The sequence below is a fragment of the Microcystis ichthyoblabe FBCC-A1114 genome (assembly GCF_050500245.1).
Lineage (GTDB): Bacteria > Cyanobacteriota > Cyanobacteriia > Cyanobacteriales > Microcystaceae > Microcystis > Microcystis ichthyoblabe_A.
The window spans coordinates 1999176-2014237 of the sequence record NZ_CP191408.1 but is presented as its reverse complement, the minus strand read 5'-3'; the positions used below and the strand labels follow the sequence as shown (position 1 = coordinate 2014237).

14 protein-coding genes and 2 pseudogenes are annotated in these 15062 nt (G+C 38.3%); 5 read left to right on the top strand and 11 right to left on the bottom strand.

Annotated features, from left to right (window positions below; translation table 11 throughout):
• Nucleotides 1–57: 57 nt before the first annotated feature.
• Together ACQY1Y_RS09745 and ACQY1Y_RS09740 are read right to left on the bottom strand one after the other, a co-directional pair.
• On the bottom strand, nt 58–303 hold the full coding sequence (locus tag ACQY1Y_RS09745) for a hypothetical protein (protein WP_002767334.1): 246 nt from the start codon (nt 301–303) through the stop codon (nt 58–60).
• Between the two features lie 203 nt (nt 304–506).
• Nucleotides 507–1371 (bottom strand): annotated as a pseudogene (locus ACQY1Y_RS09740) (IS5 family transposase).
• Nucleotides 1372–1429: 58 nt separating this feature from the next.
• Between ACQY1Y_RS09740 and ACQY1Y_RS09735 the strand changes: the two are divergent.
• Nucleotides 1430–1717 (top strand): annotated as a pseudogene (locus tag ACQY1Y_RS09735) (IS4 family transposase); the annotation flags it as partial.
• 223 nt (nt 1718–1940) lie between these two features.
• On the opposite strand, the gene ACQY1Y_RS09730 reads toward ACQY1Y_RS09735, so the two are convergent.
• The gene (locus ACQY1Y_RS09730) at nt 1941–2627 is read right to left on the bottom strand and encodes an IS630 family transposase (RefSeq protein WP_430014480.1); all 687 of its coding nucleotides are present in this window, start codon (nt 2625–2627) and stop codon (nt 1941–1943) included.
• Nucleotides 2628–2742: 115 nt separating this feature from the next.
• On the opposite strand from ACQY1Y_RS09730, the gene ACQY1Y_RS09725 reads away from it, so the two are divergent.
• Both ACQY1Y_RS09725 and ACQY1Y_RS09720 read left to right on the top strand, forming a co-directional pair.
• Nucleotides 2743–3867, top strand: coding sequence for an IS4 family transposase (locus ACQY1Y_RS09725; RefSeq protein WP_256094101.1), 1125 nt, complete (start codon nt 2743–2745; stop codon nt 3865–3867).
• 221 nt (nt 3868–4088) lie between these two features.
• The gene (locus tag ACQY1Y_RS09720) at nt 4089–4550 is read left to right on the top strand and encodes an IS630 family transposase (RefSeq protein ID WP_430014663.1); all 462 of its coding nucleotides are present in this window, start codon (nt 4089–4091) and stop codon (nt 4548–4550) included.
• A gap of 10 nt (nt 4551–4560) precedes the next feature.
• On the opposite strand, the gene ACQY1Y_RS09715 is transcribed toward ACQY1Y_RS09720, so the two are convergent.
• A complete protein-coding gene (locus ACQY1Y_RS09715; RefSeq protein WP_069473899.1) occupies nt 4561–4848 on the bottom strand; it encodes a helix-turn-helix domain-containing protein in 288 nt (95 codons plus the stop codon).
• 368 nt (nt 4849–5216) lie between these two features.
• Here ACQY1Y_RS09715 and ACQY1Y_RS09710 point away from each other — a divergent pair.
• A protein-coding gene (locus tag ACQY1Y_RS09710; protein WP_430014479.1) for an IS630 family transposase occupies nt 5217–6355 on the top strand; the annotation gives its coding sequence in 2 pieces (ribosomal slippage) (nt 5217–5649 and nt 5649–6355; 1140 coding nt in all).
• Complete coding sequence (locus ACQY1Y_RS09705; protein WP_430014662.1) at nt 6336–7271, top strand: IS110 family transposase; 936 nt, start codon at nt 6336–6338, stop codon at nt 7269–7271. Before ACQY1Y_RS09710 ends, ACQY1Y_RS09705 begins: the two co-directional genes overlap by 20 nt.
• A 63-nt stretch (nt 7272–7334) precedes the next feature.
• Here the strand turns inward: ACQY1Y_RS09705 and ACQY1Y_RS09700 are convergent, their stop codons facing one another.
• The 7 genes from ACQY1Y_RS09700 to ACQY1Y_RS09670 form a co-directional block, all read right to left on the bottom strand.
• On the bottom strand, nt 7335–7865 hold the full coding sequence (locus ACQY1Y_RS09700; RefSeq protein WP_430014661.1) for an IS1 family transposase: 531 nt from the start codon (nt 7863–7865) through the stop codon (nt 7335–7337).
• Between the two features lie 173 nt (nt 7866–8038).
• Complete coding sequence (locus ACQY1Y_RS09695; protein ID WP_430014478.1) at nt 8039–9412, bottom strand: hypothetical protein; 1374 nt, start codon at nt 9410–9412, stop codon at nt 8039–8041.
• A 19-nt stretch (nt 9413–9431) separates the two neighbouring features.
• Nucleotides 9432–10631 carry a glycosyltransferase gene (locus ACQY1Y_RS09690; RefSeq protein ID WP_002745573.1) on the bottom strand — a complete coding sequence of 400 codons (1200 nt, stop codon included), beginning with the start codon at nt 10629–10631 and terminating at the stop codon, nt 9432–9434.
• 5 nt (nt 10632–10636) lie between these two features.
• Nucleotides 10637–11536: an FkbM family methyltransferase gene (locus ACQY1Y_RS09685; RefSeq protein WP_430014477.1), complete on the bottom strand. Its 900-nt coding sequence runs from the start codon at nt 11534–11536 to the stop codon at nt 10637–10639.
• A gap of 6 nt (nt 11537–11542) precedes the next feature.
• Nucleotides 11543–12292 carry a class I SAM-dependent methyltransferase gene (locus ACQY1Y_RS09680; protein ID WP_430014476.1) on the bottom strand — a complete coding sequence of 250 codons (750 nt, stop codon included), beginning with the start codon at nt 12290–12292 and terminating at the stop codon, nt 11543–11545.
• A 442-nt stretch (nt 12293–12734) separates the two neighbouring features.
• Nucleotides 12735–14270: an oligosaccharide flippase family protein gene (locus tag ACQY1Y_RS09675; protein WP_430014475.1), complete on the bottom strand. Its 1536-nt coding sequence runs from the start codon at nt 14268–14270 to the stop codon at nt 12735–12737.
• Nucleotides 14271–14301: 31 nt separating this feature from the next.
• Nucleotides 14302–15021, bottom strand: coding sequence for an FkbM family methyltransferase (locus tag ACQY1Y_RS09670; RefSeq protein ID WP_259679000.1), 720 nt, complete (start codon nt 15019–15021; stop codon nt 14302–14304).
• Nucleotides 15022–15062 lie beyond the last annotated feature (41 nt).

Here is a 15062-nt window from a genome sequence, read left to right as displayed (position 1 = left end):
AGGGAGCGGGATGGGGAAAAAATTGCTCGATACAGGTGGTAAAATCCAGATAACTACTTAAAATTGCCCATTTTCCGACCTTTCCCAGGAAGGGGCGAAAGGTGGACAAATCAAAGGACAGGCACGCCAATGACTGTGAACAGGGACTCCCAAGCGTTGACAATAGCCATTTCCTCTCCCCTGAAACTTATAAAACCGACAGTAACGACAGGTAGAGGAACAAGTAGCAACTTTCGGGAGAGGATTTCCCGTGGTTTCGATCGCTGTTAGTTTTGGGGATAGGGTGGAAATGGTGTCTAGCATGGAAGTCTCCAAGGCTAACGGGGTTCACTAGCGACTCTTACCGTACCTAGTCCCAAATTATGTCACAGTTGCCCATCCTCCCGGAGTATAACGATTGACACGCTCCTAAAAAATTGAGAAAATCCCTTGCTGCCAGACCCATTTCACCACAACACGCTTAGAACCCACATTCCGCACCCTAAGTAGATCTCTTGCAAAAGTAATCAAGATATATCCTTTTGTCGGTAACGAAGTTCGTAATTGTAGATACCAGCAATCAAATTCAATCTCAGACCAAATCGCCGTCTGCGATTTCTGTATCTTGATGAAAGTATCCGAAATATTTTGAGACGACGATGAATATGTTCTATAACTATACGCCGTTGTGATAACTGACGATTGGCTTTTTTTTGCTCTTTACTTAGTTTTTCTTTTTTCTTTTTTTTATGAGGAATTTGACTGTTTTGATGGAGCTTCTGAATTCCTTGATAGCCTTTATCCCCTAATATTTCTATTTTCTTATTTAACCTTATTTTGCTCTCTTTCCACAGTCGAAAATCATGGACTCTTCCTTTCTCACAACGGACACAGATTACCTGCTCGCTTTTTTGGTCGCAACGCGCTCGCTGCGCGAGATCGGCAACGACTTGCGACTTTAATGTGTGGTATCCCTGCTTGCCACTATAGCATGATTTCTGTTTTTTTTGGGTCTTTCTATCTCCTGTTCTGACACATCCACCACTATTACTTCTATTTCACTATTACTTTCTAAGAGGGCTTTTTTTTCGGTAGATTAAACAGACCTGATTTGATGAGAATATTCTCTACTTTCCTAACAATTATATACGCCGTTGCTTCGTTAATACCCCAACTATTTCCCAGATGAAAATAGGTGCGATATTCTCGCCAATATTCTAGTGTTATTAGTAGTTGGTCTTCCGTACTCAATTTGCTAGGTCTACCTGTCTTTTTTTGCCAAACTTTTTCTGCCTTTAGGACTGTTACCATATCCTTAAATGTATCTGGATACACGCCACACAAGCGTTTGAACTCTGTTAGCTTTAAAGTTTTTACTTGTTCGTAAGTCATCTTTCAATCTTAACTCTTGGACTATTTTATCCTATTTTGTCTAGACTTATGCAAGAGATCTTATCAAGCACGCTTACACGGAGAGGAGAGTTGTGAAAGTTTTTTGGAAGAACATGAATGGCAATCTTTGTGTGCCACTATTCATAAAAAGAGTCCGCCCCCTGAAAAGCCGCCCTCCTTTCGAGAAGCGGTCAGAATGATTGCTTCTCTTGGGGGGTTTTTAGGTAGAAAAGGCGACGGTGAACCTGGTGTTAAAACTATTTGGTTGGGACTGCGAAGGTTACATGATATCAGCCAGACTTGGAAACTATCTCATCAAATTAGTCCCCCCATAGAACCTCCTTGAGCCATCTTGCACACTTTTCTCTTTTTGTCAAATTTTATGTTAAGAAAGATGTGACTAATGGATAGCCTTATCAAGGGGGCAGGGGGGATCGAACCTAAAATCCATTTTTAATTTAATTATAACCAGCTACTTAGGGTTTGCTGAAAAAGTTTTTCGTGGGGGCAGGGTGTGGGGTGTGGGGTTTTACCGATTTTCAGGTGGTCAACTACCTAATACCAATTCTCTAAATGCCAACTACAGATAGAGCATCCAGGATATAACCTCGTTCAACAATTGAAACAATTACCTCTTTGTTCATTTCTTCGAGTCGTTGACCAATTAACAAACGTAATTCCTCTAAGTCTCTAGGTAGTTTCCATCTCAATCCTTTTTTTAGATATTGCCAAATCTGTTCAATTGGATTAGATTCTGGGCAATGTGGTGGCTGAAACATGAGAATAATGTTGTCAGGTATTTTCAAGTTTTTTGCCTTATGAAACCTGCCATTATCTAACTGTATTATCAAAATACTATCGGCAAAATATTCAGAAACTAATTCTAAAAATATTTGAAAACATTGACTGTTTAAATGAGTGAATTCGTAAAAAAAATGCTCTCCTGTCTTCGGCTCTACCACCCCATAGATATAGGTCGCTTGAAATTGACCCTGCACTTTCCCGTAAGGTTTTACCCCTTTTGCTGTTATTTTTCTCCCGCTGATTGTTTTCAGTCCCAGACGAGTTTCATCTTCACATAAAAAGCGAATTTTTTCTGTATTACTCATCATTGTTATCGCCACCCAACTCAGCATTGCCAAATTTTCTAGGAGGTTTTTTTTAAAATCCTCTAACCTTTCTTCTGATTGTTCTAGGCTTTTGGGTCTGGCTATTTTTGGAGACGCTTTTAGCCGATAATACTGACAGGGGGACAAGCAAGCTGAAAAGCTTATGTAACATAAAATACAGACACAGACTCCAAAAAAAGATAAGTCATATTTACCATATATGACCTAAATAACGAAAATGATAAGTGAACTATACCAGAAAGTGTTAGAAAATGAACTGGGACGAGCCAGATATCTACTGTTGTTAATGATAGTTGGAACCTTGCAAATACTAAAGCAAGCTAAGTTAGAGATATTAGCTGAAGCCTTACCAATACCAATCCTGTTTGAGAGTCGGAGAAAAAAACTAAAAAGATTTTTAAAGCTGGAAATTCTGAATATTGAAAAAATCTGGTTTCTCTGCTTAAAAGAGATGTTAAAACAGCAGGAGAGATTCACAATAAAAGGATTAGTATATATTGCCATAGACCGAACGAGTTGGGGAGCAATAAATATCTTGATGGTGAGTCTAATTTATGACAAGAGAGCCATCCCAATCTATTGGGAGATATTAGATAAAAAAGGAAGTAGTAATCTCGAAGAACAGCAGCGAGTATTAGAAAAAACATTGACCGTGCTATCAGGTCATAAAATAGTGGTGTTAGGAGATAGAGAATTTTGCTCGGTCAGTCTTGGAAAGTGGCTTCATAAGCAGAGTTTATACTTTTGCTTAAGACAAAAACAAAGTACAAATGTCAAGACAAAAGAAGGAATTTATCAAGAAATGAGAGAGTTAGATTTAAGTCCAGGAACTCAACTATTTTTGAATGATGTCAATATTACAAAAGAGCAGGGATTTTTCCAGTTTAACTTAGCTGGTAAGTGGAAAAAAACCTATGGGGGTTTTCAAACAAAAGAACCTTGGTATATTCTGACAAATTTTGGGGATTTAGAGACGGCAATAATTGCCTATCAAAAAAGATTTGATATTGAGGAGATGTTCCGAGATTTTAAGTCGGGAGGCTATAGCTTAGAAGGTTCTCAATTAGCACCGCAATACTTATCAAAGCTGATAATTGTTATAGCTATCGCCTATACAAGTGCCACACTGCAAGGTAAAAAAATTAAGGATATGGGAATCCAAAAATATGTTACAAGACCTGAAAAAAGATATAAAGGTCAACGCAGACACAGCAGTTTTTATGTGGGTCAACATCTCTATCATTGGCTCCAGCTACATCAAATGTTCCAAAAAAATATAGAAGAGCTAATGCAAATTAGCCGCTATCGGTTGAAGGATTACATCAAAGGACAAAGAGCGATATCGCTTGCCCTATCTACCTTCTAGCTCGCTTGTCCCCCTCTCAGCTAAAAGCGTCTCCAAAAATAGCCAGACCCAAAAGCCTAGAACAATCAGAAGAAAGGTTAGAGGATTTTAAAAAAAACCTCCTAGAAAATTTGGCAATGCTGAGTTGGGTGGCGATAACAATGATGAGTAATACAGGAAAAATTCGCTTTTTATGTGAAGATGAAACTCGTCTGGGACTGAAAACAATCAGCGGGTGAAAAATAACAGCAAAAGGGGTAAAACCTTACGGGAAAGTGCAGGGTCAATTTCAAGCAACCTATATCTATGGGGTGGTAGAGCCGAAGACAGGAGAGCATTTTTTTTACGAATTCACTCATTTAAACAGTCAATGTTTTCAAATATTTTTAGAATTAGTTTCTGAATATTTTGCCGATAGTATTTTGATAATACAGTTAGATAATGGCAGGTTTCATAAGGCAAAAAACCTGAAAATACCTGATAACATTATTCTCATGTTTCAGCCACCACATTGCCCAGAATCTAATCCAATTGAACAGATTTGGCAATATCTAAAAAAAGGATTGAGATGGAAACTACCTAGAGACTTAGAGGAATTACGTTTGTTAATTGGTCAACGACTCGAAGAAATGAACAAAGAGGTAATTGTTTCAATTGTTGAACGAGGTTATATCCTGGATGCTCTATCTGTAGTTGGCATTTAGAGAATTGGTATTAGGTTTTTTCTGCCCACTGAGGAACTTTTCTTGGTCTTCCTGTACTGACTTTTTTAGACAATAATTTTTCGAGTCCTCCTTGACGATATTTTCCTAACCAATCTTGTACAGTGACTCTATTTCTTCCTAGCATTTCCGCGGCTTCTGTCACCGTTTTTGCCTTTTTTGTCTTTAACAAGTACAATACTTGTATTCTTTCTTTTCCTGAACCAGTTTTTTCTTTTCTAAGCAGTTCCTTGAGTTCTGCTTCACTTTCAGATATTTCTATCTTATAAACTCCTGCCATATTTTTCCTTTAACTCTTGTATATTGAGAGAGGTGGTAGACCGTCCCAACCTTGGTCGGAAAAGACCGCTTCGTAGCAAGGGTCACCACCATAATCTCCCTGACAAAACTCGAACAGTCGCCGGGGTCGTGGCGAAAACAATCAATTGTTAAGCTAAGAGACCGTATCGGGCAAGGATGAGTAAAATCAAGGGGATGCTCTCCAAAATAACCATTAATCCCGCCAATTTCTCAGGTTCAATCATGGAAAATATCTCTCAATGGGTAGGCATTGACATTAGTAAAGCGACCCTAGTAGAGCATCAATTTTGTTTTGAGGGATAAAAAAAGAGCTAATCTGGAAGAAGTTATCCAACTTCAGACAAAAAAATGCCGAAGAAAAAATATATTGTAGATATAACAGACTCCGAAAGAACTGAACTCGAGCAGCTAACCAAGAAAGGAAAAATAGCAGCTTACAAAATGAACCATGCCAGAATACTACTTTTAGCAGACGTCAATCAACAGGAAGGTGGTTGGACTGACTCGAAAATTAGTGAAGCCTTAAATGTTGCTCAAGCCACCATTGAGAGAGTACGACAAAGATTTGTCGAGTCAGGAATTGAATCATCATTAATTCGAAAAAAGCAAGAACATCGCCGTGCCAAAATTATCGATGGGGAAAAGGAAGCATATCTGATTGCCATCGCTTGTAGTGAAACACCAACGGGACGAGCAAAATGGACACTTCAAATGCTGGCAGATAAAATGGTCGAACTTGAATATGTGGAAAAAATATCACGAGAAACCATCAGAAAAACCTTAAAAAAAATGAATTGAAACCATGGCTGAATCAATCATGGGTCATTCCCCCAAAAGAATCAGCGGAGTTTGTCTGTGCCATGGAAGATGTCTTGGATATTTATCATAGTGAGTATGACCAGCAAAATCCCTGGCTGTGTTTTGATGAGATTTGTAAACAATTAGTCAAAGAAACAAAAGAGAAAATACCAGCCGAACCGAGAGAACCAGAAAGGTATGACTATCAATATGAGCATAATGGTGTAGCCAATATGTTTATGTTTTTTGAACCATTACAAGGTGGGCGACATGTAGAAGTTACACAACAAAGGACGGCGAGCGATTATGCACACCAAATGAAATATTTGGTTGATGAGCGTTATCCGGATGCCCAGAAAATTAGAGTAATTCAAGACAACTTAAATACTCATGTAAAAGCCTCATTATATAAAGCCTTTGAACCAGAAGAGGCCAAGAGAATTTTAGATAAACTCGAATTTCATTACACTCCCAAACATGGCAGCTGGTTAAATATGGCAGAAATTGAGTTGAGCGTTTTGAATCGTCAATGTCTCGATCGTCGTATCCCAGACATGGATAGTTTAAAACAAGAAATTAAGGCATGGGAAGAAAATCGAAATGAAAAGTCAAATTCAGTTGACTGGAGATTTACTACTGCTGATGCTCGTATTAAATTAAAAAAACTCTATCCCTCAATTCAAACTTGACAGACTACTAGATGTTTACCTCCGTCCCCTCGGTAAAGCGATGAAAGTTGCTAACACAAAGGAGGACATATCTAAACTGGTCGAAACCCTAAAATCCTACACTGTCAACCTCATCGTTCTGGAAGCGACAGGAGGTTTAGAAACTGAACTGGTGATTCAATTACAAGAAGCGGATTTACCTGTAGCCTTAATCAATCCCCGTCAAGGAAGAGACTTTGCTAAAGCCACTGGTAAATTAGCCAAAACCGATGCCATTGACGCTCAAATCTTAGCTCATTTTGGCGAAGCAATGCAACCGCAAATATTAGCGGTTGAGTCGGAAGAATCTCGTCAATTGGGCGACTTAATTAGTCGTCGCCGGCAACTTGTCGAGATGCGGACTGCCGAAAAAAACCGACGGGAACGCGCTCGCGGTAAAGCTTTGGTCGATATCGAAGCCCATCTTGAGTATCTCGATAACTGCCTCGAAAAACTCAATCAAGAAATTGAGGAATTGACCCAAGCTAACCAACAATGGCTCGAGAAAGTCAATTTACTCAAAACCGTGCCGGGGATTGGTCAAGTAATTTCTACTACTCTCGTCTCCGACTTACCAGAACTCGGTCAATTAACCGCCAAACAAATCTCTCGCTTAGTCGGTGTCGCACCGATTAATCATGATAGTGGTCAACATAAAGGTAAGCGAATGATTCAGGGAGGTCGCGCTCAGATTCGGGCGACTCTTTACATGGGAGCGGTGGTAGCTATGCGTCATAATCCGGTGATTAAAACCTTTTACGAACGCCTAGTCGGACGAGGTAAATCAAAAAAACTGGCTCTGACTGCTTGTGTGCGGAAAATCTTAGTTATTCTTAATGCAATGGTTCGCCAAAATCAGCCTTGGCAGCTTGCTGACAATTTATCACCTTGTTCCTAGAGATTCACACTTTTTGTTATCTCTGATCAAGGGTTGCGCTTGCTTTGGTTTAACCTGAGCGACTTAGTTTTTGCTGCGCTTTTTTCTGGCTTGAGATTTTAGGTTCGACAGCAACTCCTTGATTGTTTTTTGAGTTACCCCTTGACAATCAAGACAGTCGCTTGTATTTCTATCAATTGCCAGCCAAATATAGACCTTTATCGTCTTAGAAAAAACAAAAGACCACATTTCATCACATTCTATAACCAATTTACCTTTTGGTTTGTCCGAAACCTTTATTTGACGGGGGACAGCCGCCAGTTTATTGTTGACATAATTTTGTAACCATGACCAACTTACCCCTGTTACTCTAGCAATTCCTCGTAAGGAAATTCGTTCGAGCAAGAGTTTATCAATTAATTGTTTGGTTTCGTCAGAGACGGTTTTATTAGTGGGATTGATCACAAACTGACGACCACATTCTTTACATTGACGTTTGGGTTTTCCATTATGAATAGAACCATTCTTGATCCTATGGTGAGAACCACAATTAGGACAGGGGAACGGAGGTGAACTAGGGGGGGTACTTTGTTCGGTGCTAGACTGATATTTCAGTAAGCCAGACAGGAGCCAGAAAAAGATATTTATCAGAAAAGTCATGATCAAGCTAGAGGTTTAAAGACTGATCGGGTTCCAATTATTTTTATTAATAAATATTTTACACAATTCATACCAAGTAAGCAACAGAGCTACGCCACTACTACCGAATCATTACCTCGATTTATTAATTACTCAAAGAAAATGCCCAGACCATGCTTTCTAATATGCGAGTAAGTACCGAAAGCAAAACCAACTCCTAAAAAGTTAAAAGGACTGTAACCACCCGAAAGCAACAGCAATACAGCCCACCCAAACACTCCAGGTAGGACGGTGAGCAAAGCAGTTCGTTTGAGATAATCTAATCGGTGCGGTTTCACAATGGATTTTATAAATAATAGGGGAAGTTTTACATATAAAATAAAAACAACAAAACCGAACATGATCAATCCGCCCTTAAGCAAAAAAGTCAAAATACCTATATGGAAAGCGTTAATTTCATAGCTCAATACTGAGAAAAACGTTGCGCCTAAACCCTTACCAAATAAAAATTCAATTTCATCTTGCAAAACTTGAAGCCCTCCGATGGCCTCCTCAATTCGCAATTGAGAAGATAGTTTAGTAGATTGGCTAGGATTGAAAAGCCTTTCAAAGATTAAACTATTCTGGAATGTATCCGCAAATAACTGCTCAAAATTAATAAAAAATACGGCGACTACCAGAAAAATACCGATCAAGAATAATAGATAAATCAACCGCTTTGGCTGTTTTAGAGATGATTTAGTAGTTAGGGCTCCATTAGATATAGGATAAGATAAACCAAAAGCAGAGAAAATTACTACAGTTAGTAAAGATAAGGTAACAGATCTCGTTGCTCCAATAAATCCCAAAGAATAAAGGTGAATCGCAACTAATCCCAATATTGAGATTGTCCAAAACCAGCCCTGCCGACATAATACACCAAGAGCAATTCCAGTCAGTGGTAAGAGTAAAGAGGAATATGCCCATGTATTCCAATCTGTGATTCTTTCTGTCACCCCCGCATTAGCAAGAGCGTTCATTCTCTCAGCTTGCAGTAAAATAGAATAGTAAATAAATACAGTTGAAACAGATATGAGTGAAGTAAGTTGTATTTTGGGGCGATAGGAATTAGCAAGAATGCGAAACATTGCCAAGCCACCTATCAGCCATAAACAAACAGATAAATCCATTCGTATCCAATCAATACTATTGCCAAAAAGTTGCCAGCCCATCCAAGTATAAAAGATAACAACAGCCCCATAGAAAATTCCTGTTTTGCCCAATAACAAGCGACGAAATTCTCTATCAATAAAGAAGGCGGAGCCAACAAGAATAACAAAAGTAAGGCTTGTACCTGATGATACACCTACCTTGACTGCGCTGCGTTGTTCTATGTCAAATTGGGCATTGAGAAAATCAGAAAAAGTCAGCAAAAATAGACTGACATAAAAAATCGAGGTTGCGGCAAGCTTGATAAAGGAAGCTTGAAGGTATTTTTTTTTCTTGGAAATAGTGAGAGTTGGCAGCGGTTGAAAGATGCTCATTACTAATAAAATACAGATTTTACACAAACTCTAAAATTTTCTGAAAAGCAGAGATCAATTGGTCGATTGAATGCCGGTGTCTATACCCTTCAAAATCTGGCTGGATAGAAAGATTGCCGGTGGAGAGTTCCTCATGCAATCTTTCTAAGATGCTAACACACTGAGACACACTTCCTCCTTCAATCCCATAGCCAAGATTAAACTTCTGAACCCGTTCGCCCATACAGTAGTTTTTGCTGGCGATTACAGGTTTCTCGAAGATTGCTGCTTTAGTCAGGATGTTGCTACTGTAAGGAAAATTTTCATAGGCAGCATACAGGACATCGCATACCTGAACAACGGCATTAAATCTTGACCCGTCAGGAATCGAATTCAAGTAAAAGAAACAGTTGTCTGGGTTTACTTTGACAATCTCCTGAATTTTCGCCAGTTCTGCGGCTGTAAATACTGGTTCAGCCAGCCTACCTGCAAACACAAAAAACCAGCGATCGCTTGCTTGCCGAGAAACTTCCAGAAGCGTAAGTGTTCCTTTCCGCCTGTCTAGAGATCCCAACAAACCAACTATCTTCCTGCCAGCAGCTTTAGCACGAATTTTTTGGGCAATCTCAAAGCTCATATCGGGTGGCGATTCATCGGTGATATCAGTTAAGACGACTACAGGCTTATTAAGCTTCTGCTGTAACTTTTCAGCAATACCTTCGTCTAGCACGGCAACTACTGGACAGTGGGAAGATTTTAGCACTGATAAGGGATTTAAGATGCCGTGGCGCATCCACTGGAATTTTGGTGGTATCCGTAGGTAGCGAGGTCGAAAATAAAGCCCTGACCAAGGATAGGGAAAGATGGTGTCGGTGATAGCGGGAATTAATCTTAAGTATGTATCAAGCCAGGCAAAAAAGGTGATATCGGGGGCTTTGCCTAGCTTTGAGGAAATTTCTTGGATACTCTGGGCGGCTCGTTGCCAGCGGGCTACAGCCATTCCCCTCGCCTGCAATCGGCGACTGGAAAACTGACTTGGCGAGGGTTCATGCAACTCAAAGCAGTGAAAGTTATTTGCCAACTCTGGACAGTGGCTGGCAATCCACAGGTTCATCTCTTCTGGTGCGGGACAAAGGACAATTACCTCATGTCCCAATTCTAGTAGCGTCTTGGCGAAAAACTTCAGGTAGGTAGGGTGGTGGCCACCCCACAGGGTATCAACTAGGGCGATGGTTTTCAAGGCTTTTAACTCTGCTTAGATTTCTGTGATACGGCCACGAACATATGATTGCCTATACTAACCTTACTGATGTCATTTTCAAGCAATGGCTCAAGCCGGCCGTAAGAACCCAGTTTAAACCAATTATAGCCACAATCCCTAAGCATTAAGATAATGTCTGAAGGTTGATAACCAAAGGCTTTTGACATTTCATCGGTAATTTCTATTAAAAGTCGAGATATTTTTTGGGATTGAAACATTTCCAGCATTCCCTTGAGTACAAGGTATTCTCCGCCTTCCACATCAAGTTTCATTAAATCTATATGCTGTACATTATTCTTTTGTAACCAGGTAGAACCTTGAAAAAGTTGAACTGGTATTGTCTTAAATTTATCGGGAGCTGCTGAAGGATGAATAATCTTGCCCAATGAGTTATAAACTTCCATTCCTGGTGCGCCTGAATTGAATTCTACAATCTCATCTTTTTCTCCAAAACCTGCCTGATGTATTTCCAGGTTATTAAATTTGTTCAACTCCTTATTTTTTTTCAGTAGATTGAAGGCAAAGTCTCCCGGTTCAAAAGCTATAACACGACCGCTTGGAGTTACTATTTTAGAACAAAACAGCGAGAAATAGCCAATGTTAGCACCAATATCCAGAAAAGTTTGTCCAGGTTTGAGATGATCGCGGATGAAATCAAGTGATTCAGGTTCAAATATATATTTAGTATAGCCAATTTTAAAGTACATATCTGGGTGAATTACCATTGGCAGATTAATTCCTGGCATTACATCCACCAACTCTTGACCTTTGGCTTTTGCAGATTCTAATTTAAGCTGATTTTGCCGAAAAAGATTTTGATCTAATCTTAATCTGCGGGTGATCGCTCTTGTTACCCTTCTTGAAAAAAATTTTAGGTTGTTCATGCAATGTCAGTTATGTCTTACTTGGTGTTGTATAAGTTCATCTGTCAACATTTCATTGTCAAGTTTAGTCCTCGAAGCAATAAATATAGAACGACTCAAACCTTGATGTTTTTCTGGATGATTCCAGTCTAGAGGAAATTCCTCATGATTAGGTTGTGTTCTGGGGATGTAGACATAATCAAAATGATTTTGTAAACGAGAAAATATCCATCGTCGTGTTGGACGACATCCCACACCAGAAAAAGCCTGAGTAGGGTTAGTTTGTCTTTCTTTGACAGGATTTATCTGTTCATTATCACCAAAAGAAACACAAGTTTCTAAAAAAAGAATTTTTTGACAAGATTGACTTATAAAATCCAAGGCCAAATCAGGATTTTTCAAATGGTAGAGTAATCCATAGCAATGAACTACATCAAATGGACTATTTTCAATTGGCTGAGGAGAATCCAAATCTAATCTCAAGATATTAACTCCGGGGTAACGCAAGACAAGATAATCAAGATTATCTTGTCTTGTTTCTGTTATCGTAATTTGGCACTCTCTGTCTAGATAGTAATGAGAGTGATCACCTATCCCTGCTCCCACTTCAAGTACTGACATACCTCTTACAGGTATGTTAAGGCTGGCCAAATGTTCAAGTCGTCTTGCATTATGCCTTAAATAAGCATTTGAGTGAAAGTGAAGAACAGGAGCATTATTTTTAACTATTTTGTATCCCAGGTATTTAAAAGTCTCCTGAATAATATTTTTGAACATGACTTAAATCCTCTAAGGTTCCTATGTTTATGTTTATCGGAATATATGGGCTTTTTAGTAACTCAAAAGCTTTCTAGGAAAAAAATTCTTGAATTTTTTCTAAAAATCGTGGTTACTGTTTAGAGGGTTAGGGAGTAAATAAGATTTTAGCCTTCCCCCTATAAAACTGGGCGGCTAAAGTCACAGCAGTGCGATAATGTGTCTGAAACCCGCCTTGTTCCCAATACCTTCCCAAACTTCCATCCTATTGTATCACACCTACTGTTCAATGACAACCTCGGCTCGTAAATGATTATGTAGCAGATGAAAGGTTCCACAGAAGATATTCTACCGACAGGGCATATTCTATAGCAATCTTAAATGAGATATACGAGTATATTTGCTTGGAAAATATAGAAACAGCTTTTTAGATAAACATATCAATCAGTTTAACATTGGTTGACTAACGCTCTTTTGACAGATTCAGCTTACCACAAAAAAGCAAGATAGCTCTATTTAAAGTTTTTGCTCTACCCGTACTACCAAAACATCTATTTTCCAGATAATAAACAAATAATATTCCAGAAAAATAAAAGACCATTAAAGAGGTAAATTGTGTGATCAATGTAGCTTTGATTGAATTGGTTACAAGGTGAATAAAAGTAGCTACAATCATTAAAATAATAGATGATATTAAGGGTTGGATTGTCCATTTGCTGAAAGTCAACCACTTCATATTATTATGATCATGGCGCAACAAGTAAATGACTCCTACAATCATCATTAATTGTCCGATAACTGCATATTTAAAACCAAAATTTAGTGAGAAGAAAACGAAAAAGGGAAAATAGCCTATATCAGTGATAATAACATAAATCCAGTTTTGTTTTGCATTTCCTTTACTTAAATTAAAAAAGAATGGAACTATAGCTTGTGCATGAATATAGCCTACCCAACAAAAAATAAACAACTGAAAACTAGCTTTGCTAGAAAATCCAGCATTGACTATAATAGTCAATAAGGCCGGACCTGCAATAATCAGTCCTGAATAGACAAAACCAGCAATTAACCCAATAAACCAGCGCAAGCGGTCTTCTATTTGTTCTGCTACCACTTCTAATTTATCTCCTTGAGCCGAGAGCATGGGAAATAGATAAGAAGACTGTCCAACTAACATTTGGTGAACTGTTATATAAATTCTTTGAGCAAAGGTGTAAAAAGGTAAAGAAGAACTGCCAAATACAGAAGTTAAAAATATTTTATCAACACCATCAAAAAATATAACTTTTATCTGAGTCATGTAAACCCATTTCCCAAAAGACCAAAGCTCAATAAACATTGCTTGATCCCAGGAAGGGCGTGTCAAAAATCCCAGAATTTTAGTAACTATAAACCCCGTACATAAACAACTCAGAATAGATAGAGCTAAACTAATTATGCCTAATGTTAAAATATTAGGAAAGGCTTTCAAAAAAGTTATTCCCAAAATACCATTGGCTAACATAAAAGTAGTATTAATTTTAGTCTGCCAGTCAAATCTTTGAAGAGAAGCGAGAAATATCTTAAAATAACCAGTGATTTGTTGTAACAAAAACGCCAATCCTAATAATATACAGTACCAACGTCCTATAGAAGCATTTCCTTCATATTTACTCCACTGAACAATCCAAGCAGAACCGAAAGCAAAAATACAAAACCCAAACAATCCAAAAGCCAGAGAAGTTGTAAAACAAACTCCTGCTATTTTCTGAATTTCTCCCAAATTATTTTCTTCATAAGCCCGACTAATCAACCGGGTTGCAGCAGCACCCAGTCCCAAACCACTAAAGGTGTTGTTAATGCCAACAATAGTAGCAATGGCAATGGCAAATCCAGCTTCCGCTTCTCCCAACCAGCGAATCGTTAACCCGGCAAAAAGGAATCCTAGAATAGCTGTCATGAGAGAACCAATGGCAGTCCACTTAGAATTATTAACAGCTTTGGCAAGTAGATCGCTCAACTAAGTAAACTCCTTTTTGATACCGCTCTAATTACATAACATCAGTGTTCTTAAATATAGCATCCATTTGCAGTATTTCTGAACGATTGTCATGGTATCGCCATTCAAATCCCTTGCCAACCATAATATATTTATTCTCTTCTAGTAGTTTGATGATTTCCCATAAATAGGGTTGATCTCGATAAAACTGACGAAATGATAATTCAATCACTAAGTATTTAGATTTTTTTAATAAATTTATACTCCCCTTTAAAACCTCAAGCTCAAAACCTTGAACATCTAGTTTAATTACATCAGGGATTGGTAGATCATCACTGGCATATATTGCATCTAAAATTCTAATTTCTACTTCCTCCTGATCTTGCTGGTTTTGCGAAATACTATTAGGAAAATACTTATTTTGTTTTTCAGGATCAAGAAAAGATGCTGAAGAAGTTCCTCCTTTAATTAATAACTTATCTTCCCTTTCACCTAATCCACAATGGTAAATAACTTTGCTAACTCCGGGTAAAGATAAAGATTGCAATTTTTCTTGATACTGAGATTGGGGTTCAAAAAAAACCACGTGTTCTAAAGTGGGACTCATTTGACTTAAAACATAGGTCCAGTTACCAGCATTTGCCCCTATATCACAGAGACACTTTGGTTGAATGAATTTAAGCAGTATATCTATGGTCTCAAAACAATCTATATATCTGAATATACTTGATTCACATCCAAAATATTCGATTCTTTTCGATAGCCGAAACATCCTACTCGAGAGACCTTTTAACAATTTAGCCAACAATAATT

Excerpts from the sequence above, each read along its gene's own strand:
- ACQY1Y_RS09745 (WP_002767334.1), bottom strand. The coding sequence starts at position 303 with ATGCTAGACACCATTTCCACCCTATCCCCAAAACTAACAGCGATCGAA.
- ACQY1Y_RS09715 (WP_069473899.1), bottom strand. The coding sequence starts at position 4,848 with ATGGCAGGAGTTTATAAGATAGAAATATCTGAAAGTGAAGCAGAACTC.
- ACQY1Y_RS09695 (WP_430014478.1), bottom strand. The coding sequence starts at position 9,412 with ATGAGCATCTTTCAACCGCTGCCAACTCTCACTATTTCCAAGAAAAAA.
- ACQY1Y_RS09685 (WP_430014477.1), bottom strand. The coding sequence starts at position 11,536 with ATGAACAACCTAAAATTTTTTTCAAGAAGGGTAACAAGAGCGATCACC.
- ACQY1Y_RS09680 (WP_430014476.1), bottom strand. The coding sequence starts at position 12,292 with ATGTTCAAAAATATTATTCAGGAGACTTTTAAATACCTGGGATACAAA.
- ACQY1Y_RS09670 (WP_259679000.1), bottom strand. The coding sequence starts at position 15,021 with ATGTTTCGGCTATCGAAAAGAATCGAATATTTTGGATGTGAATCAAGT.